Here is a 19,923-nt window from a genome sequence, read left to right as displayed (position 1 = left end):
GGTCTTCTCCGGCATGGAAAAGGTGCTGACCGGTCATGAAGGCACGGCGCGGCGAACCGGCGTGGGCTTGCAGTATCGCATGGCCGGCAAGTCCGGCACGGCGCAGGTGTTCTCGCTTGGGCAGGATCAGCGCTACAACGCGGAAGAACTGGCAGAACGACTGCGCGACCACGCGCTGTTCATGGCGTTCGCTCCGCTGGAGGATCCGCAGATAGCCGTGGCCGTGATCGTGGAAAATGCCGGTGGTGGCAGCACCCACGCCGCTCACCTGGCACGGGCCATGAGCGATGCCTGGCTGCTGGAAGAGGAGGCTCCCGATGCCGACGAAATTCGCGAGGCGATGGAGAACGACAACAGCACCGTGGCGGGGAACTGAGCGATGGCGTTGAGCCTTTTGACGAAAGGATTGCGTGCCCGACCGGTAAGAGCGCCGGAAAGCGGTATTTCGCGGCGCAAAAGCCTTTGGGAGCGTACCCATCTCGACCCCTGGCTGCTGCTGCTGCTGCTGGTCCTGCTGATCGTCGGGCTGGGGGTGCTTTATAGTGCCAGCGGTCAGCGTGTCGACGTGGTCATGGCGCAAGGCTCTCGCTTCGTGGTCGCGTTCCTGGTGATGCTGGTGCTGGCACAGCTGCAGCCGGTTACCCTGATGCGTTGGGCGCCATTGCTGTATGGCGTCGGCTTGCTGATGCTCATCGCGGTCGAGTTGGTGGGAGACGTAGGCATGGGCGCCCAGCGCTGGTTGGTCATACCCGGCGTCATTCGCTTCCAGCCATCCGAGCTTATGAAGCTGGCCATGCCGTTGATGCTGGCTGCCTGGCTGAGCCGGCGACAGCTGCCGCCGCGCTGGAAGGAGCTGGTGGTATGCGCCGTGTTGCTCGGCCTGCCGGTCATGCTGATCGCCAAACAGCCGGACCTGGGTACCTCGCTGCTGGTTGCCTGCGCAGGCGTCTTCGTGGTGCTCCTGGCCGGCCTCTCCTGGCGCTTCATCGCCCTGCTGGGCATAGCGGTTGCATCGGCACTGCCACTGCTATGGGCCAACCTGCACAACTACCAGCGTCAAAGGGTGCTCACCTTTCTCAATCCCGAGAGCGACCCGCTTGGTGCCGGCTGGAACATCATTCAATCGACCACTGCCATCGGCAGCGGTGGGCTGTGGGGCAAGGGCTGGCTCCAGGGCACGCAGTCGCAGCTGGAATTCCTGCCGGAGCGCCATACCGATTTCATCGTGGCGGTACTGGGCGAAGAGTTCGGCCTGGTCGGCATGCTGCTCATCCTGCTGCTTTACCTGCTGATCGTGATCCGTGGGCTGTGGCTGGCCTCGGCAGCGCACGATACCTTCGGCCGGCTCCTGGGAGGGAGCATCATCCTGACATTTTTCATTTATGTCTTCGTCAACGTGGGCATGGTCAGCGGCATTCTGCCCGTGGTCGGGGTGCCGCTTCCGCTGGTGAGCTACGGGGGCACCTCCAGCGTGACCTTGCTGGCGGGATTCGGTATTCTCATGTCGATTCATGGGCACCGTCGCCTGCTGCCGCGCTAGCTGGCGGCAGCGTGGGTTCAAGCGACTAGGCCCCGGTCAGGGAGTGGCACAAGCATGACGCCTGCGTGTAAGTGGAAAGGAACTGGGGTCGCTGCCGTGACGGCAACGGTCCTGGGATTGCTGGCACCGTCGATCCAGGCGGCGGATTTCAGCCCTGCGGAGCATGAGGGTGCCAGGCAACTGATGAACGAGCTTGTCGAGCGCGGGATCGAACGCGATTGGCTGGAAGGCGCCTTGGAGCAGGCCGTTTTCCAGCAGGGCGTGCTCGACGCCATGGAGGGGGCGGCAGAGCGTCGCTTGCGTTGGGACGAGTACCGCGAGATCTTCCTGCAGCCTGAACGCATTGCGCGTGGAGTCGATTTCATCGAGGCGCATGAAGACGCCTTCCTGCGGGCCCAGGCCGAGTACGGCGTGCCACCCGAAATCATCGCCGCCATCATCGGGGTCGAAACCAGCTATGGGCGTTTCACCGGTCGCCACCGCGTGATCGACTCGCTCCCGACGTTGGCCTTCCACCACCCCGTTCGCGGTAACTTCTTTCGTGGCGAACTTGCAGCCTTTCTCGAAATCGCTCATGAGCAGGATGTGGATCCCGGTAGCTTGAAGGGCTCCTATGCCGGTGCCATGGGTTACCCCCAGTTCATTCCCACCAGCTACCGTGCCTATGCCGTCGATTTCGACGGCGATGGGCTGCGCGACCTGTGGACCAACCCGGTCGATGCCATCGGGAGCGTGGGCAACTACTTCGCCGAGCATGGCTGGCTCGCCGATCAGCCCATTTATCATGACGCTCAAGGGCCCGACGATGGGCCACCTTCCGACATCGATTTCAACCGGACTCAGCGGCCCTATGTCGAATTAGACGAGCTGGCGCAGGCGGGAATCGTATCTGAGGTCGAACTCGACAGCGGGCAGCGCGTCATTCCGCTGGCGCTGGAGACCGACGAGTCGTCCTGGCGCTTCCGGCTGGGTCTCGACAATTTTTATGTCATCACCCGTTACAATCACAGCCACCTCTATGCCATGGCCGTGACGGAATTGGCAGAGGAGATCGCCGCCTTGCGTGAACTCATGCCGTTGACGGACGAGCCGGCTGCCCAACAGGGGGATGAGACATGAGAGCGCTTTGGGCGATGCTGGCGGTGACGACACTGCTGGCCGGCTGTGCAGGTAGCGGGTCGAACACCACGGCTCAGAGAGAGAGTGGTGCGCGACAGCCTGCACCGGCGCCTGCTGCAAGCGGTGGACGCTACGCCTTGAACAGCGACGCCTACCCGGAGAATCCGCCCGATGTAAGCCAAATCCCTGACGCCGTGCCGCGCGTCGAGGCCCCTTCGCGCGGGGGCAATCGACCCGTCTATGAAGTCTGGGGGAAAACCTACAACGTACTGCCCGACGCTCGCGGCTATGCGCGCCAGGGAACCGCATCCTGGTATGGTGAGAAGTTTCATGGCTACGCCACTTCCAATGGCGAAATCTACGACATGTTCGAGATGACGGCGGCCCATCGCTCGCTGCCGCTGCCTACCTATGCACGGGTCACGAGTCTTGAGAACGGGCGTTCGGTCATCGTTCGGGTCAACGATCGCGGACCCTTTCACAACGACCGAGAGATCGATCTCTCCTATGCCGCTGCTGCCAGGCTGGACATCCTCGATCGTGGCACCGGCCGAGTGAAGGTCGAAGCGATCGATCCCGTGGTGTGGCTGGCGGAAAACGGCGGCAATCAGGCGAACCGCTCGACTGCCGCCGCTGTCCAACCGGCGGCCGATAATTCGCGCAACGGCGGTGCACCCGTGCAGGCCGCTGCCGCAACGCCACGCGCCGAGGTCGCCGCAACAAGCGACGCTCGCAGCGACGCCGGTGGCGGGGCACCGATCTATCTGCAGATAGCGGCTCTGGGGTCTGCCGATAATGCTCAGGCGTTGAAGACACGCCTCGAAAGCGAGCTGTCCCACCCCGTGCGGGTGGCGGATAACACCGGTATGTATCGGGTGCAGGTCGGACCCCTTGCGCATGCCGGGCAAGTCGAGCCCGTCCGCGATGAGCTGAGGCGCGCCGGCTTCGAACAGGCCTTTATCGTCAACGGCGCCGATTGAACGGCGCCTTCCCTTGTTATTCTCGACGCAATGATGAGATTCATGCCCATGCGAGTGCAGTCCCTCCGTTTCCGCCCGCGGCTATTGTCCCTAATGCTGTTCGGCCTGCTGCTGTTAACCTCCCAGGCGCTGGCTCAGGCCATACCAACGCCACAGACGATGATTCCTGCGCCGCCTCAGATCGCGGCGAAATCGTGGATATTGATGGATGCGGATAGCGGCAGGGTGCTGGTGGAGCACAACGCCGATGAACGTCTCCCACCGGCAAGCCTGACCAAGCTGATGACTGCCTATCTGGTGGAGCGCGAGCTGGATCGTGGCAACATCAATCTTGACGACACGGTCCGTGTCAGCGAAAACGCCTGGCGTACCGGTGGGTCCAAGATGTTCATCGAGGTCAACACCGAGGTGACGATTCGCGACCTGCTCTACGGCATCATCATCTCGTCGGGTAACGACGCCAGCGTGGCCGTGGCCGAGCATCTGGCCGGTGGCGAGGCACCGTTCGCCGACCTCATGAACCAGCACGCCACTCGCCTGGGTCTGCACAATACCAGTTTCGCCAACGCCACCGGTCTGCCGCATCCCGAGCAGTACTCCTCGGCGCGAGACATGGCCTTGCTGTCTCAGTACATCATCAACGACTATCCCGAGCACTACGCGGTCTACGCCGAAAAGTACTTCACTTACAACGACATTCGCCAGCCCAACCGTAACCGGCTGCTGTGGCGTGACGCCACGGTCGATGGGCTCAAGACCGGCTGGACCACCGAGGCGGGCTATGGCCTGGTGGCCTCGGCCAAGCGTGATGACATGCGCTTGATTTCGGTGGTGATGGGTACCAATTCCGAGGAGTCGCGAGCGCAGGAAACCCAGAAGCTGCTCAGCTACGGGTTCCGCTACTACGAAACGCTGAAGCTCTACGATCAAGGAGCCGTTCTGAACTCGCCGCGTATCTGGGGGGGTGACAGCAACGAGCTGCGGGTCGGCGTGGATCGCGACGTGGCCATGACACTGCCGCGGGCGCGCAACGAAGAACTCAGCGCACGGCTGGACATTCGTCAGGATCTCACCGCCCCTGTCAGTCTCGGCGACCGTGTCGGAACCCTCGAAGTACGTCTCGGCGAGGAAGTGGTGGGCGAGCATCCGCTGGTGGCCCTCGAATCGATCGAAGAGGGCGGACTGTTCAAGCGGCTGTTCGATCAGGTTCGACGTTTCTTCAGCAATCTGCTGGGGGGCTGGTTCTAGCTCGGCGGCTCTCGAACCGCCGTTTGACCGGTCTTGGTCGCAGGTTGAAAGTTGAGTAAAATACTCGGATATTGCCATCGAGAGCTTCGGTCCAGAGAGAGCCATGTCAGACGATAAACTTCGCGACCTGCGCCGGATGTCGGCGACGAGCCCATCGGCGGCGGCGCCGACGATAACCTTTCCCTGCGACTACCCCATCAAGGTGGTGGGTGATGCTGCCGAGGATTTCACCGCCACCGTCTGCCAGGTGGTGCTGCGCCACGACGCCAGCTTCGATGCCACCCGCATCGAAGTGATCGAGAGCCGTACGGCGCGATTCCTCTCCGTTCGGCTGACCCTTCGCGCGACCGGCGAGGCGCAGATCAAGGCACTGTTCGACGATCTGAAGGCCACCGGGCGCGTCCACATGGTGGTGTAAATGGCGACAAGCGCCAGCGGCGTTGCACCCATCGCTCTTCTGAGCTTGGGGCGACGCCCCTATCTTCCGGTGTGGCAGACCATGCGCGAGCTCACCGATAGTCGTGACGAAAGCACGCCTGATCAGCTGTGGCTGGTGGAGCACGAGCCGGTCTTCACCCAAGGGCAGGCCGGCAAACCCGAACACCTGCTGATGCCTGGCGATATTCCTGTGGTACAAACGGATCGTGGTGGGCAGGTGACCTATCATGGGCCGGGCCAGGTGGTGCTGTACCCACTGCTCGACGTGCGCCGAGCACGCCTCGGCGTTCGCGACCTCGTGACGGCACTCGAGAATGCCGTCATCGCCGTTCTTGCCGAGTATGGGGTCGAGGCACGGGCACGCGCCGATGCGCCCGGGGTCTACGTCGGTGAAGCCAAGATCGCCTCGCTGGGGCTGCGCATCCGGCGTGGCGCGAGCTATCACGGAGTCGCTCTCAATGTCGATGTCGACCTTGCCCCGTTCCAGCGTATCAACCCCTGCGGCTATGCCGGCATGGCCATGACACGTATTGCCGATCTCGTTACTGCCCCGCCCTCGGTAGAGCGGGTCGGTTTAGATATGGCTCGGTGCCTTGCCATGGAGCTTGGTAGGGAGCTGCGGCTCGGTGGCGAGCCGGCCAACCTCGAGCCGGCAAGCCAGCCCTGACCATGAGACCTGCCGCTACGGCAGCTACAGCACCCATGAAAAAGGCGACTCGAGAAGTCGCCTTTTACGTCAGGGCGCCTTCACCCGACATCGATGACCTGGATGCGGTTGGGGTCGGGCTCCTGCCCTGGGACGACAGCGGGGGCGGCGAGTCCGAGATTGTTCTTCTCGAATACCCGGTCGGCACGATAGCTGGAGCGCACCAGGGGGCCGGAAGCGACTTCCATGAATCCCTTTTCCAGCCCCAGGCGGCGATAACGCTCGAATTCGTCGGGTGTGACCCAGCGCTCCACCGGCAGGTGGTTGCGCGTCGGGCGCAGGTACTGGCCCAGGGTGACGATATCGACATGGATCGCACGCAGGTCGTCGAAGGTCTGAAGAATTTCCTCGTCCGTCTCGCCCAGGCCCAGCATCAGGCTGGTCTTGGTCAGCACGTCGGGGCGGTGTCGCTTGGCGTGGGCCAGCACATCGAGCGTCTTGCGGTAACCGGCGCGCGGGTCGCGCACATAATGGGTCAGACGTTCGACGGTCTCGACGTTCTGAGCGAAGACTTCGAGGCCTGAGTCCACTACCCGCTCTATGGCGGTTGGGTCGCCGTCGAAATCGGGGGTCAGTGCTTCCACCACCACTGCCGGTGTATTCGCTTTGATCGCCTTGATGCATTCGGCATAGTGCGTTGCGCCACCATCGGCCAGATCGTCTCTGTCCACCGAGGTGAGCACCACGTAGCGCAGCCCCATCAGCTCCACCGATTTGGCGGTATTGGACGGCTCCTCGCTGTCCAGCCAGCCGCCCGGGTTGCCGGTGTCGACCGCGCAGAAGCGGCAGGCACGCGTACACACGGACCCCATCAGCATGATGGTGGCCGTGCCGTTGCTCCAGCATTCACCCATGTTGGGGCAGTGGGACTCGGCGCACACGGTGCTGAGACGGTGCTCCTTGACGTTACGCTTCACGGCCTCGAAGCGGCCGCCGCCGGGTATCTGAGCCCGCAGCCACTGGGGCTTGCGGCCCGGCTCGGGGCGTTCTTCGACCTGACTGCGCTGCTTGATGCCATCCTTGATGGCGGCGAAGCCATGCTCGGTGCGGAACTTCGCGCCGCTCGGCACGCGTTTTGGGGTGTTGTCGCTCATAGGGTGTGAGCCCCTCCACTCGGCGGCTGCCCTCGCCATGACGGTCGGCGTGCCGTGACCGTATCAGGGTGGCACCCCGACGCATGGCAGAATTCGATACGTTGGTCGCAGGTGCGCAATCTATCATATTCGCGCTTGACTGGCACTCGAGCTGCGACTTGGTTGCACGGTTCAAGCCCTGTCGGGCGCGAACGGGAGGCACACTACGCCGTGATCGGGGATCGGTCGCAGCGGTGCCTTGAAGTGTGTCGCTATGTCACCCAGACGCTCGCGGACGAAGCGCAGGAACAGTTCGGTCACCGGAGTGGGGAAGCGATCCCTGGGATAGACCGTGCACCAGGAGCGACGCAGGGGAAAGCCCGGCAGTTCCAGTTCGGCCAACAGGCCCGCGCGGAGCTCCAGGCGTACCGCCAGTCGCGGCAGGACGGCAACGCCAAGATGGGCCATCACACCCTGTTTGATCGCCTCGTTGGTTCCCAGCTCCATGGTATGCTGAAGCGCCACATCCTGCTCGGCAGCCAGCTGCTCGAAGGCAGTGCGCACCCCGGAGCCCGACTCGCGCATCAGCAGATAATGGCGGGCCAGATCTTCCAGAGTGGGAGAGGGCGCCTCGAGCAGCGGATGGCCCGGCCAGACGATGGGGATCAACTCGTTTTCAAGGAACGGCATGAACACGAGGTTGTCATCGTCTTCCGGCACCATGGCCATGATCACGAGGTCATCGCTGCGAGCCGCCAGTCGTTCTAGTGCCTGACTACGGTTGCATACCTGAAGCCGCACCTGGATATTGGGATAGTGGGCCCGGAAGCGTGCAATCAGATGCGGGACCACGTATTGCGCTGTGGACACGGCAGCCAGATTTAGCTCGCCGGAGATCGTGCCATCCAGGTCCGAAAGCGTCATCTGCAGCCGCGACACCTGGCCGAAGATGGCCTGGGTCGAGGCTGCCAGGGCATCGGCCGCCGGTAGGACGTGCAGGGTCTTGCCGGTGTATTTGAACAGCGGTTGGCCCAGTGCCTGCTCGAGTTGGCGTACCTGTGCACTGACCGCCGGCTGTGTCAGGCCCAGCTGTTCGGCGGCCCGCGAGTAGGACTGCTGTCGGTGCACGGCCTGGAAGACCTGCAGCTGGCGAAAGGTAAGGCGATTCAACAGCCTTGGCGTAGTCATCGATCGGTCCGCTTGATGGGCTCAGGAATGGCCCGGTGAAGAACCCTTCTCATGCTATCACTGCCGGTGGTGACGGTCATGCCGGCAACTCTCAACAGCGAGCTTGGAGCGATGTACAGCCCAGATAGCGAAAGTAGGCGCCAGGCGCGCTTGCGCTGCGTCATGGTGGCGGGGAGTGGGCTTGCCGCGCTGCGTGCCGGCCAGGCCTGTACGGAGCTCGATCTGGCCTGGCATGGCGGCGGCGAGCAGGGCGATGCCTTGGTGGCTCATGCCCAGCGGCTGGGATGCGATGCCTTGCATCCAGGCGAAGCGACGCCGCAGCAGCAGAGGCGCCTGGCTGACGCCTGCGATCGCGCAGGGCTCGTTTTCATCGGCCCGCGTGAACCGCTGATTGCCGCCATGTGCGATGACGATGCATCGCGCCAATTGATGCGTGAGGCGGGGTTGCCGCTGGGTGAGCCTTCACCGCACGTGCCTCGGCTGCATCTGCCGGTGCTGGCGGATAGTCGCGGTCAAGCCCTGGCCCTGGTGGAGCACGAATGGCTGCTCGACGATTTTGCCATGGCACCGAGCGAACGATTGACTCCCGAGCAGCGCGCCTATCTGGGGCAACTGGCCGTGCAGGGGACGCGTGCGATGGGGCTGGTCGGTCTGGCGACATTGAGTTTCACGCTGGCCGACAATCGTCTGGGCTTCGTTTCCATGCGCCCGGGGCTGACCGGCTATGAAGGACTGGCCGAGGTCTTGAGCGGCCTAGACCTGGCAGTTGAGCAGATTCGTCTGGTGATGGGCGAGCGGCTTCGACGTCCTCGGGTGGGGCACATGGGCCATGGGCCGGGCCGGCCGGGTCAGGCGCGCTGGCACTTGCTCGCTCCCGCCAGAGGGCAACTGGGAGGTGGTCCGGGCGTGAGGCTCGACCGCCCTGCCATGGTGGGGCCTGATGCTCGAGTGCGTCTGCTGGTCTGGGGTCGCGATGGCGCCGAGGCCGGGCGTCGGGAGAGCCGGGCACTGGCTGAGTGGTACGGAGACAAGACCCCGGGGGCGGCAAGTTCCGCCGAGAACTGAGCCAATGTAAAGCGATGGTTCACAAAAAATCGACAAAACGGCTGCGTCCTCCCGGCGCAGGGAGTACTATGCTTGTTGCAGCGCAGCAAATTTTCTCCTCCCGATGGCGACAAGGTCGTTGCGGGAAAACTGGAGTCGAACATGAACTCACTGATGCCGACACCGCCCACCGAGGCGCTCAAATTACTTGATCCTTTCGGTTTTGGCCGTGCCGCTTTCGACTACTGGCGTGATGCCGTCGAGCGCAGTGTGCTTTACATGGACGTGATGCGCGAGCGTGGCAACCAGTATCTCGAACATATCGAGAAGACCAAGCCCAACGTGCTCGGCTTCGATGCCGAAGTGGTGATGGACGGCCGGGAACTACCGCGGCCGGTGAACTATGAGCTGATGCGGATCCTTCCCCCACCGGGGGTCGAGGTCGATCCCGAGTCCCGCCCTTTCGTGGTGGTGGACCCCCGTGCCGGGCATGGTCCCGGCATTGGCGGTTTCAAGCCCGATAGTGAGATCGGTGTCGCTCTGCGCGCCGGCCACCCCTGCTACTTCATCGGTTTTCTGCCTTACCCCGTGCCAGGCCAGACCGTCGAGGACGTGGTGGAAGCCGAAATTGCCTTCCTGCGTCGCGTGATCGAAAGCCACCCCGACACCAGCGAGAAGCCCATGGTGGTGGGCAACTGTCAGGCAGGCTGGCAGATCATGATGGCAGCCTCGCTCGAGCCCGACTGCTTCGGCCCGATTCTGATCGCCGGTGCGCCGCTCTCCTACTGGGCCGGGGAGCGTGGCAAGGCTCCCATGCGCTATACCGGAGGCATGGTGGGCGGCAGCTGGATGACCACCATGGCCAGCGATTTGGGCGATGGCCTGTTCGACGGTGCCCTGCTGGTACAGAACTTCGAGCGCCTGAATCCTGCCAATACCTGGTGGGACAAGCAGTATCGCCTTTATGCCAACGTCGATAGCGAAGCCGAGCGCTATCTCAATTTCGAGCGTTGGTGGGGTGGGCACGTGGTGCTGGGTGGCGAGGAGATCCAGTACATCGTCGATAATCTCTTCATCGGCAATCGTCTCTCCACGGCCCAGCTGGTGACGTCCGACGGTCGGCGGATCGACCTTCGTAATGTGCGTTCGCCGGTGGTCGTGTTCTGCTCCCAGGGCGACGACATCACGCCGCCGCCGCAGGCGCTGGGCTGGGTGCGCGATCTCTTCGGCGGGGTCGACGATATCATCGCCAGCGAGCAGACCATCGTCTATTGCGTGCACGATACCACCGGCCACCTCGGCATCTTCGTGTCGGGCAGCGTGTCGCGAAAGGAGCATACCGAATTCACGGCGAACATCGACTATATCGACGTGCTGCCACCGGGGCTCTACGAGACCACGGTGACCAGTGCCAAGGAGCGCGACGATGCCGAGCTGATCGAGCGCGATTATCTGCTCGAGTTCACGGCGCGTTCCATCGATGAGCTCAATCGGGATGTTCTCAAGCACCGGGTCGAGGATGACACGCGTTTCGCCACCGTGGCGCGCATCTCGGAAATCAATCTAGGCCTGTATCGGTTGTTCGTGCAGCCATGGATCCGGGCGACCATTACTCCCGAGGCGGCTCGCCTCATGCGTCGCATGCATCCCATTCGCCTGGGCTACAAGCTGCTCTCCGATCGCAACCCGCTGTCGGTGCCGCTGCCGGTACTGGCCGATTGGGTGCGTCGTGAGCGCCACCCGGTGGACGAAAACAATCTGCTGCGATCGCTGGAAAGCGCTTGCTCCAGGCAGATCTCGCATGGGCTCGACACCTGGCGCGAGCTTCGCGACCAGAGTATCGAACACACCTTCCTGACGGTTTATGGCCAGCCTCTGTTGCAGGCCATGGTGGGACTGGGCGGCGATGCCCACGTGCATCGCCGGCAGCCCGGCAGCGAGCCGGAGCATCGGCGTTTCATCGAGCGCCGTCAGGATGAGCTGCGCAATCGCGTGGCCGAGGGTGGCATCCATGAAGCCGTGATGCGCTCGGTGATCTATGTGCTGGGCGGTTCACCCACGACCGATGAGCGTAACTTCAAGCGTCTGCGTGCTTCACGTGCCGAATTGGAGCCGGGCAGCACGCTCTCGGACTTCAAGCATCTGGTGCGCGAGCAGTTCTTCATTCTCAAGCAAGACCGTGAAGCGGCGTTGGCGGCGATCCCTCAGCTGCTGGTCAAGGAACGTCCCGACGCGATTCGCGCTTCGCTGAAGCATATCGAGCACGTGTTGGCGGCCAGCGGAGAGCTGTCCGAGCACGCTCGCAATCGTTACGAGCATGTCGAGCGGCTCTTCGATCAGGCGTTGGAAAGGGTCGATCCGGCCGAGCAGCGTCAGGCGCTGGTGGCGCTGCATGACGAAGTGGCGGCTGGCGCCAGGGCTGAGCTTGCTGCAAGAGATGAAGTGAAGAAAATGCTCAAGGCCGATGAAGCCAAGGCCGCCCCAAGCAAGGCACAAGCGGTTTCTGGCAAGAGCGCTGCCCCCAAGGCATCCAGCGGATCCGCCGAAAAGGATGCTGCATCCAAGAGCCAGTCCAACGTTGCTCCTGAGAAGGAGAGCGAGGGAAAAGCGCCGCGGAAAACGCGTAAACGCTGAGCGAGTCTGAACGCCGCTGCAGTAACCCCCGCCCCTCACGCTTGCGTCCGGGCCGCGGCTCCTTTTGCCTTCCCTTGATGCAACGTTGAAATTGCTGCTTTACTGCCGGCATGCGTAAGCAACTGGCGTGAAGCGGGTTGCTGGGGTAGGGTAAGCGGATTTTTCACCCCGCGCGGAGCGTCCGCCGAGCACAGGCGGGCCGAAACCGTCAGGCGGGGGGAATGTCCCGCCTTGCAGAATGTGGAGCACTATGGGCAAGTCATTGGTCATCGTCGAGTCGCCGGCCAAGGCCAAGACGATCAATAAATACCTCGGCAGCGAGTACGTCGTGAAGTCCAGCGTGGGTCATATTCGTGACCTGCCGACCAGCGGCTCTGGCAAGACGGCCTCCGATCCCAAGGAGCGTGCTCGCCAGGCGGCGGCAACGCGCAAGATGTCGCCCGATGAAAAAGCCGAGTACAAGAAGCACAAGTCCAAGGAGCAGCTCATCCGCCGGATGGGTATCGATCCTGAGCATGGCTGGAAGGCCCACTACGAGATTCTGCCTGGCAAGGAAAAGGTCGTGTCCGAGCTTCAGAAGCTCGCCCAGAAGGCCGATACGGTCTATCTCGCGACCGATCTCGATCGCGAGGGGGAAGCGATCGCCTGGCATCTCAAGGAGACTATTGGCGGCGACGATACGCGCTACCGCCGTGTGGTGTTCAACGAGATCACCAAGAACGCCATCAAAGAGGCGTTCAAGGAGCCCGGCACACTCAATATCCCCCGCGTCGAGGCGCAGCAGGCAAGACGATTCCTCGACCGTGTCGTGGGTTTCATGCTGTCGCCGCTGCTGTGGGCCAAGATTGCCCGGGGGCTCTCCGCTGGTCGCGTGCAGTCGGTGGCGGTTCGCCTGATCGTCGAGCGTGAGCGCGAGATCCGTGCTTTCGTTCCCGAAGAGTTCTGGGACGTGCACGCCGACCTCGTCTCCAGTGCGGGCGAGCCGGTACGCTTCGAACTGGTACGCCAGGATGGCAAGGCCTTCCGACCCACGTCGGAAGCCGAGACACTCGAGCGTATCGAGAACCTGCGCCAGGCCTCGTTGGCGATCACCGGACGTGAAGACAAGCCCACGCGATCGAAGCCGGGCGCACCCTTTATCACCTCGACGCTGCAGCAGGCCGCCAGCGGCCGGCTCGGCTTCTCGGTGAAGAAGACCATGATTCTGGCTCAGCGCCTCTACGAGGCGGGCTACATCACCTACATGCGTACCGATTCCACCAACCTGTCTCAGGATGCGGTGGCCATGGCGCGCGAGCATATCGAGCAGGCCTACGGCAAGCGCTACCTGCCGGAAGCGCCAAACCGTTACTCGAGCAAGGAGGGCGCCCAGGAAGCCCACGAGGCGATTCGCCCCTCGGACGTGAATCGCAAGGCGACCGATCTGGCCGGCATGGAGCGCGACGCCGAGCGGCTCTACGAGCTGATCTGGCGCCAGTTCGTGGCCTGTCAGATGACCCCCGCCGAGTATCTTTCCAGTACCCTCACCGTGGAAACGGGTGGCTACGAGCTTCGGGCGAAAGGGCGTGTGCTCAAGTTCGACGGTTACACTCGTGTGATGAAGCCTGCCGGCAAGAGTGAGGATCAGGCGCTGCCCGATCTCGCCGAAGGCACGCCGATGCAGCTCGAGGCGATCGACCCGCAGCAGCACTTTACCAAGCCGCCGGCACGCTATACCGAAGCGAGTCTGGTGAAGGAGCTCGAAAAGCGCGGCATCGGACGCCCCTCGACCTACGCTTCGATCATTTCCACCATTCAGGACCGAGGCTACGTCAAACTCGAGAGCCGGCGTTTTTATGCCGAGAAGCTGGGTGACATCGTTACCGAGCGACTCAAGGAATCCTTTCCCGACCTGATGGACTACTCCTTCACGGCGCGTATGGAGGACAGTCTCGATGAAGTGGCCGAGGGGGAGCGCAACTGGCGCGAACTGCTCGATACCTTCTACGGCGAGTTTCGTCAGGAGCTGGAAGCCGCCGAGAGCGAGGCGGGCATGCGACCCAATCAGCCGGTGCCCACCGATATCGACTGCCCCAGCTGCGGCCGCAAGATGCAGATCCGTACGGCGTCCACCGGGGTGTTTCTGGGCTGCTCCGGCTACAACCTGCCGCCCAAAGAGCGCTGCAAGACCACCATCGATCTGCTGCCGGGTGACGAGGCGGTGCCCGCCGATGCCGGCGAAGAGGCCGAGACCCAGGCGCTGCGTGCCAAGCATCGCTGTGCGAAGTGCGGCACCGCCATGGACAGCTACCTGATCGACGAGAACCGCAAGCTGCACATCTGTGGCAACAGCCCCGATTGTGACGGCTACGAGATCGAAAGCGGAAAGTTCCGCATCAAGGGCTACGAAGGCCCGACCATCGAATGCGACAAGTGCGGCAGCGACATGCAGCTCAAGTCGGGCCGCTTCGGCAAGTACTTCGGTTGCACCAACGAGGCGTGCAAGAACACCCGCAAGCTGCTGAAGAGCGGCGAGGCGGCGCCGCCCAAGATGGATCCCATTCCCATGCCGGAGTTGGCCTGCCAGAAGGTGGAAGACCACTACGTTCTGCGTGATGGTGCCAGCGGTCTCTTCCTGGCGGCAAGCAAGTTCCCGCGCAACCGTGAAACCCGGCCACCGCTGGTCAGTGAGCTCCAAGCCCATCGTGAGGAGCTGCCCGACAAGTACCGCTACCTGCTCGATGCGCCGAGTGAGGATCCGGACGGTCGCCCGGCCCAGATTCGCTATTCACGCAAGAGCAAGGAGCAGTTCGTGATGACCGAAGACGAGGGCAAGGCGAGCGGGTGGCGCGCGTTCTACGATAATGGCAGATGGCAAGTGGAGGACAAGCGCAAGTGACCCCGCGAGGCCGTACCAACCAGTTGCTCTATCAGGCCGAGCTGATCCTCGACGTTACCCCTGGGGATGACGAGCATGCCGAGGCCCGGCGCATGGCGGTCGAAGAGTCGGCACTGGCCCTGTTCGAGCTGGCGCTGGAGTCGCTATTGCGAGAAGTCACCGAACATGCCCGGCTGGCGCGACATGACTGGCGTGAGCTTCTTCTGGGCGAGAGCGTCGGTATTGCCGAGCTGCAGCGCTTACGTGAACTGGCGTCGCGGCCGGAAAGCTGGCTTGCCTGGCTGCTGCAGCGTATAGAGGCGTTGCACGAAAGTTCCGGCGTGGCGCGGCGGGGCAGGGCGGCCGCGCCGGGCCTGATAGCGGTGGGTAGCAGTGCAGCGCTGAGCGACGAGCTCAGGGCCTGTCTGCAGGAGGCCAAGCGGGAAATTGCCGCGCTCCGTGAGACCAGCCAGGAGTGGTAGGGAGCGGCATATCGCCTTTCGTTGATATATGTCAAGCAGCGTGCCGCGCCTTTGACTAGCATGAAAGTCATGAGGTGGTGTCTTGGCGGCGATCGCACATGCCGCCGAGAGAGCCGTGTCGCATACGACAGGTAATGACGGTAAGCCGATCGAGGAGGCCACATGTCCGAACAACTACTCTCTCCCAAGGTTCTGGGTTACTGGACTCGCGAGCAGTTGCATGACGCTCCTGACGAATCGGGGTTCTTTTGCGTCTTCCGTGCCGCACGCGATCCGGAAACCGAAGAGATGGACGTGCAGGAATTGCTCTATGTCGGTGAGCATCGCAGCGCACGCTACGGCCTCGAGCATCACGAAGATCACGACAAGTGGCAGGCCTTTCTGCAGCCAGGGGAGGAGCTCTGGTATGCCGTGGGCCTGGTGGGACATGCCAACCGTGAGCGACTCACGGCGGCAATGATCAACGCTCACAAACCCAGGTTCAACAATGCCAGCCCGTATCGCGATGGTTTTCCTTTCGACGAGACCACGGTGCATATCTACGGTAAGAAACACAAGTTGCAAAGCATCTTCACCGTGAGTAACCGCGCCTGAGCTTGGCGATCATCGGGCCTGAACCAGCAGCCAGACAAGCGCCCCGGCAGATACCACTGCCGGGGCGCTTGTCTGTGTGCCCCAGGCGCAAGCACACCTGGACTAGACTGTCTGCATCAGGCCCCATGAGGGGCCTTTCCCGGCCTATCAGAAAGGAGTCGACCGTGCCCGAGGAAGTCGATCGCCACCGCTTGTTGCCGGCGCTGCAGCAGCTGCTCGATAGCGAGCAGGCACCGGATGGCAATATGCTGGAAGCTCATGTGCTGCTCGACGATGCGCTGCGCGACAGAGCCAGTGACATACACCTGGACCCCATGCCGGGCGCCTACCGCATACGGCTGCGAATCGACGGCCGCATCGTGGAAGCCTTGCGTGTCGATCAGGGGCAAGGCTCGCGTCTCGTCAATCAGTTCAAGGTGCTCGCGAAGCTCAACCCGGTACCTTCCTTGGTCACGGCGGAAGGCAGCTTCAGCTGGTCCAGGGGAGAGGAGAGGCAAAATACGCATGCGCTGTCCCTTCGGGTGACCGCAGTCAATTGCGTTGCAGGAGAAAAGCTGGCCGTCAGATTCCTTTCTCCACCCCAGTCCTTTGACGATATCAGTGAGCTGGGGATAGGTAAGGAAGGGATGCTGGGCATAAGACGTTGGATGGACGCCACGGGCAGCATGATGCTGGTGGCTGGGCCGACCGGCGCCGGCAAGACCACCACGCTCTATACACTGCTCGGCCAGCTGCGGCTTGGGGACAGCCACGTGGTCACTCTGGAAAATCCGGTCGAGTACGGTATCGAAGGTATCAACCAGATCCAGGTGGACATGGATCATGGGCTGGACTTTGCCAGCGGCACACGCTCCCTGCTGCGACTCGACCCCGACTATGTCCTGATAGGGGAAATTCGCGACCGTGAGTCGGCTCGTGCCGCGCTCAGCGTAACCAGCAGCGGGCGCTCCCTGATGGGCACATTACATAGCCGTGATGCGGTGGGAGTGGTGACCTCGCTGCGCCAAATGGGTCTGGAGGACAGCGAGATCAGCGCCAACCTGGGGCTGGTCGTTGCCCAGCGGCTGGTGCGCCGCCTCTGCCATCATTGCAGGGAGCAAGTGCCACTCGAGAGTCTCGATCGCGAGTGGCTGCAGGCCATCGGGGTGGCCGTTCCGGAGCTGACCTGGAGTGCCAAGGGCTGTCCTGAGTGCGATGGCTTGGGCTATCGGGGCCGTATCGGCGTGTTCGAGACCTGGCAGCTGACGCCTGAGGACCACGCGCGCATCTTGCGTCATGCCGATGAGCCCGAACTACGCCGCCATCTGCTCGAGCGTGGCGTGTCTTCGATGCTGGCCGATGGCCTGGCCAAGGTCGAGTCGGGCACCACCAGCCTGAGCGAAGTGCTCCGCATGGGGGCGATTCTGTCGGCATGACGCTGACGCCCCGCTCAACGTAGTACCTTCGGGTCGCCCTCCCCGGCGAGCGCCAGGCGTTCTGCGTCATTCATCACGGTCTCGAGTTCGAGCTCGGCCACTTCGCTGACCGCTTCCAGCACATGTGCCCAGGTAGCGCGGTTGGCATATAGCATCCCGAAGGTGTCGAGCGTGCCGCCTCGGTTGCGGTAACCCAGGAAGCGCGAGCGAGTTCCGGTGTCGAGCGGCCTCAACGCGCCACACAGCGGTTCGGGGCGGCAGTGGCCCAGGAAGACGCGGGCATCCGTATGCGGTACCAGTTGACTGAGGCGGCAATGGCTCAGGGTGGCGGCGGCTTCACGCTCGTCCCTGGCTTCGCGCAGCTTGCCAGGCTCCAGGATGACGTACAGGCTGGTAGCGACGCCGGCTTGGCTGAGTCTGGCCAGCGCCCGCTGCATCTCGCTCAATTGGTAGGCACCAATCGCGAAGAGCTGCACCCGTGGGGAAGGAGCGTCCTGTAAACAGAGGATACCGTCCTCACACAGGCGCGCAGCCTGCTCGTCACTCAGCGCTACCGGTACGGGGTTTTTCGGCACCACTGCGACGGCGATACGCCCAAGGCTTAGGTAGAGCCGCTGCAAGGCGTGCACTGTGCTGGGGGCATCCACCGGAAATAGCGTCGGCGCCACGTCATCCATTTCGCCCAGCCAGGCCTCACACAGCGTGGGATCCTGGTGCGATTGTTCGTTCTTGCCGTTCTCCCAGGTATGTGAGCTGGCGATGACGGGTACCGATAGCCAGCCAGGTTCGCTGCCGGCTTCGCGTAGGTGGCGGGCGAATATGACCTCCTGACGCATGGCCCCCAGCATCTTGACGGCGAAGGCTTCATAGGAGGCGACGAGATTCAGACCCTGTTTGTTGGCGAGTGCCGCGCTGACTACCGCTTCCTCGTTGAGTGCCGTGATCACCGACCCGTTCAGGGCTTCGGCCACACCCGGTTCGGGATCGGTGACGCGATGCTTCAGCAGGTCCAGGGTCAGGTTGAGACGGTTGCTGCGCATCTCGTCAGGGTTGCCGATGCGCACCCGGAGTGCCGGATTGGCCTCCGCCAGCCTCACGAAAGCCTGATCGACTGCCGCCATTGGCGAGACCGGCTTGCCCAAGGGGTAGGGCTCAGGCTGCGGTATGCTCGGCAGTGGCGCCACGGCGACGGCCAGCTCGTGGTCGCGCTCCTTGGGGCGCTGGCTCGCAGCGTGATCGCTGAGCTCGGCGATTGCCTGGCGAAGTTCTGCTTCAGGTACATGCAGGGCTGCCGCGCCCTCGTTGAAACGTCGCCGCGCCGTCGTGTCATCCGCTGGGTTCTCGCCAAGGGGAAGGTTATGCGCTGCGTTGGTGCCGGCTCCGGGAAAACCATAGCCCTTGATAGTGTCGGCGATGACGTAGGGCAACCGCAGCGGGTAGCGTCCGTGGCCTTGTTGCAGTGCCGCCACCTGTCCGGCGAGCTCGTCTTCGGCGCTGATTATCGCCCAGGCGAAAGCGGCAGGATCTCGCCCATCGATGGTCAAGGGGGCGAACCCATTGAGTATCAGGTGTTCTTCGAACCAATGCGTGCCACCCGATTGGCTCATGGTCGTGCGCTGGTCGATACGCCTGCCGTTGGCGATCATCACCGGAACGACAGGTCCGCAATCTTCGGCTCGCCACCAGCGTGGCATCCAGTCGCTTCCGCGCTGCTCTTCGAAGGCACCGTCGCTGAGGAAGGCAACAAGATGCTGGTGCGCAAGAGGCATGTGCGCATACTGAAGGCCTGCAAAGCCCAAATAGCCGCCTTCACTCAATCCGCCCGCCGTATGCGCGTTGACGTGGCTGCCGAGCGGAGAAATCGGCTGCCCGGTGGCATCGACGCCGCAGTGATAGAAGTCGTTGACCAAGCGGGTCAGGCCTGCGTCGCTGAGTGCATAGCGTTCGGCGTGGGCGGGGCCCATGTTGTCGATAAGCACGTTGAGCGCATCGATGGCGGCTACGCAGTGGCCTTGCCCCATGAGCCAGCTTCGGGTCAGCTTGGTCATGCTGTTGGCGGCAAGATACCCGACATAGGCGGGCACCATGTTGAGAGCCCCGCCGGTATGGCCCTCAGGATGGGACTTGAAATCCTCCGCGGACAGCGGCTCGCCGTCCAGTCGCACCCGTTGGGCGTAGGTCATGTGGGCCACCAACCACATGCCCATGTTGGCGAGCCGGTCTGCCGCTCGCAGCTTGGCAAGCCACTGGCGCCTGAGCTCAGGCTCCGGCGCATGCCGCTCCAGGAGACGTGCAATGCCGGCCTGAGTGACAGGGTTGTGGCTGATCATGCCCACCCCTCTTGCCCAGGTAGTGAAATCGGGGTCATCCCCGACAGGCATGTGCTGCGCGTGGCGAGGCGGTAGTGAGCTGTCGGACCGAGTGGGCATGAGCGGGCTCCTGAATGGCCTGGAAACTAGACTTTGAGCCTAGAAGCAAGCCTGTGCAAAGACCATTGATCAACGTCAGGAACCGCGAGATCACTGCACGGTTACGTTAAGTGGACTGACAGTCGCGTCACGATACGTTATAAGACGCTAACGAACCGACATGGCCCGTGAGGAGT

The 19,923-nt window shown here is 63.0% G+C and carries 16 protein-coding genes; 13 read left to right on the top strand and 3 right to left on the bottom strand.

Annotated features, from left to right (window positions below):
- From AC2VNO_RS04745 to lipB, 7 genes are all read left to right on the top strand, one after another.
- Positions 1 to 376, top strand: a 376-nt coding sequence (locus tag AC2VNO_RS04745) for a penicillin-binding transpeptidase domain-containing protein (protein WP_486933054.1), incomplete at its 5' end; no start/stop codon positions are given.
- Between the two features lie 3 nt (positions 377 to 379).
- On the top strand, positions 380 to 1,540 hold the full coding sequence (rodA, locus tag AC2VNO_RS04740; protein WP_486933053.1) for a rod shape-determining protein RodA: 1,161 nt from the start codon (positions 380 to 382) through the stop codon (positions 1,538 to 1,540).
- A 54-nt stretch (positions 1,541 to 1,594) separates the two neighbouring features.
- Complete coding sequence (gene mltB / locus AC2VNO_RS04735) at positions 1,595 to 2,659, top strand: lytic murein transglycosylase B (RefSeq protein WP_486933052.1); 1,065 nt, start codon at positions 1,595 to 1,597, stop codon at positions 2,657 to 2,659.
- Positions 2,656 to 3,639, top strand: a complete 984-nt coding sequence (locus AC2VNO_RS04730; RefSeq protein ID WP_486933051.1) for a septal ring lytic transglycosylase RlpA family protein — start codon at positions 2,656 to 2,658, stop codon at positions 3,637 to 3,639. Before mltB ends, AC2VNO_RS04730 begins: the two co-directional genes overlap by 4 nt.
- Before the next feature lie 42 nt (positions 3,640 to 3,681).
- Positions 3,682 to 4,887, top strand: coding sequence for a D-alanyl-D-alanine carboxypeptidase family protein (locus tag AC2VNO_RS04725; RefSeq protein ID WP_486933050.1), 1,206 nt, complete (start codon positions 3,682 to 3,684; stop codon positions 4,885 to 4,887).
- Positions 4,888 to 4,990: 103 nt separating this feature from the next.
- Positions 4,991 to 5,305 (top strand): YbeD family protein, encoded by a 315-nt coding sequence (locus tag AC2VNO_RS04720; RefSeq protein WP_228574487.1) that lies wholly within the window; start codon positions 4,991 to 4,993, stop codon positions 5,303 to 5,305.
- The gene (gene lipB, locus AC2VNO_RS04715; RefSeq protein WP_486933049.1) at positions 5,306 to 5,992 is read left to right on the top strand and encodes a lipoyl(octanoyl) transferase LipB; all 687 of its coding nucleotides are present in this window, start codon (positions 5,306 to 5,308) and stop codon (positions 5,990 to 5,992) included.
- Positions 5,993 to 6,072: 80 nt separating this feature from the next.
- Here the strand turns inward: lipB and lipA are convergent, their stop codons facing one another.
- Positions 6,073 to 7,125 (bottom strand): lipoyl synthase, encoded by a 1,053-nt coding sequence (lipA, locus tag AC2VNO_RS04710; protein WP_486933048.1) that lies wholly within the window; start codon positions 7,123 to 7,125, stop codon positions 6,073 to 6,075.
- 171 nt (positions 7,126 to 7,296) lie between these two features.
- On the bottom strand, positions 7,297 to 8,292 hold the full coding sequence (locus AC2VNO_RS04705; protein WP_486933047.1) for a LysR family transcriptional regulator: 996 nt from the start codon (positions 8,290 to 8,292) through the stop codon (positions 7,297 to 7,299).
- 51 nt (positions 8,293 to 8,343) lie between these two features.
- Between AC2VNO_RS04705 and AC2VNO_RS04700 the strand changes: the two genes are divergently transcribed.
- From AC2VNO_RS04700 to AC2VNO_RS04675, 6 genes are all read left to right on the top strand, one after another.
- Positions 8,344 to 9,357 (top strand): ATP-binding protein, encoded by a 1,014-nt coding sequence (locus tag AC2VNO_RS04700; protein WP_486933046.1) that lies wholly within the window; start codon positions 8,344 to 8,346, stop codon positions 9,355 to 9,357.
- A 141-nt stretch (positions 9,358 to 9,498) separates the two neighbouring features.
- Positions 9,499 to 11,970 carry a DUF3141 domain-containing protein gene (locus AC2VNO_RS04695; protein ID WP_486933045.1) on the top strand — a complete coding sequence of 824 codons (2,472 nt, stop codon included), beginning with the start codon at positions 9,499 to 9,501 and terminating at the stop codon, positions 11,968 to 11,970.
- Positions 11,971 to 12,220: 250 nt separating this feature from the next.
- The gene (topA, locus tag AC2VNO_RS04690; protein ID WP_486933044.1) at positions 12,221 to 14,848 is read left to right on the top strand and encodes a type I DNA topoisomerase; all 2,628 of its coding nucleotides are present in this window, start codon (positions 12,221 to 12,223) and stop codon (positions 14,846 to 14,848) included.
- The gene (locus AC2VNO_RS04685; protein ID WP_486933043.1) at positions 14,845 to 15,309 is read left to right on the top strand and encodes a DUF6586 family protein; all 465 of its coding nucleotides are present in this window, start codon (positions 14,845 to 14,847) and stop codon (positions 15,307 to 15,309) included. Before topA ends, AC2VNO_RS04685 begins: the two co-directional genes overlap by 4 nt.
- A gap of 162 nt (positions 15,310 to 15,471) precedes the next feature.
- Positions 15,472 to 15,903, top strand: coding sequence for a hypothetical protein (locus AC2VNO_RS04680; RefSeq protein WP_486933042.1), 432 nt, complete (start codon positions 15,472 to 15,474; stop codon positions 15,901 to 15,903).
- A gap of 164 nt (positions 15,904 to 16,067) precedes the next feature.
- Positions 16,068 to 17,318: a GspE/PulE family protein gene (locus tag AC2VNO_RS04675; protein ID WP_486933041.1), complete on the top strand. Its 1,251-nt coding sequence runs from the start codon at positions 16,068 to 16,070 to the stop codon at positions 17,316 to 17,318.
- A gap of 14 nt (positions 17,319 to 17,332) precedes the next feature.
- Here AC2VNO_RS04675 and AC2VNO_RS04670 read toward each other — a convergent pair whose 3' ends face one another.
- Positions 17,333 to 19,747, bottom strand: a complete 2,415-nt coding sequence (locus AC2VNO_RS04670; protein ID WP_486933040.1) for a phosphoketolase family protein — start codon at positions 19,745 to 19,747, stop codon at positions 17,333 to 17,335.
- Positions 19,748 to 19,923 lie beyond the last annotated feature (176 nt).

The organism is Halomonas sp. TH-94 (assembly GCF_057473365.1).
This window is presented reverse-complemented; position numbering and strand designations above follow the sequence as displayed.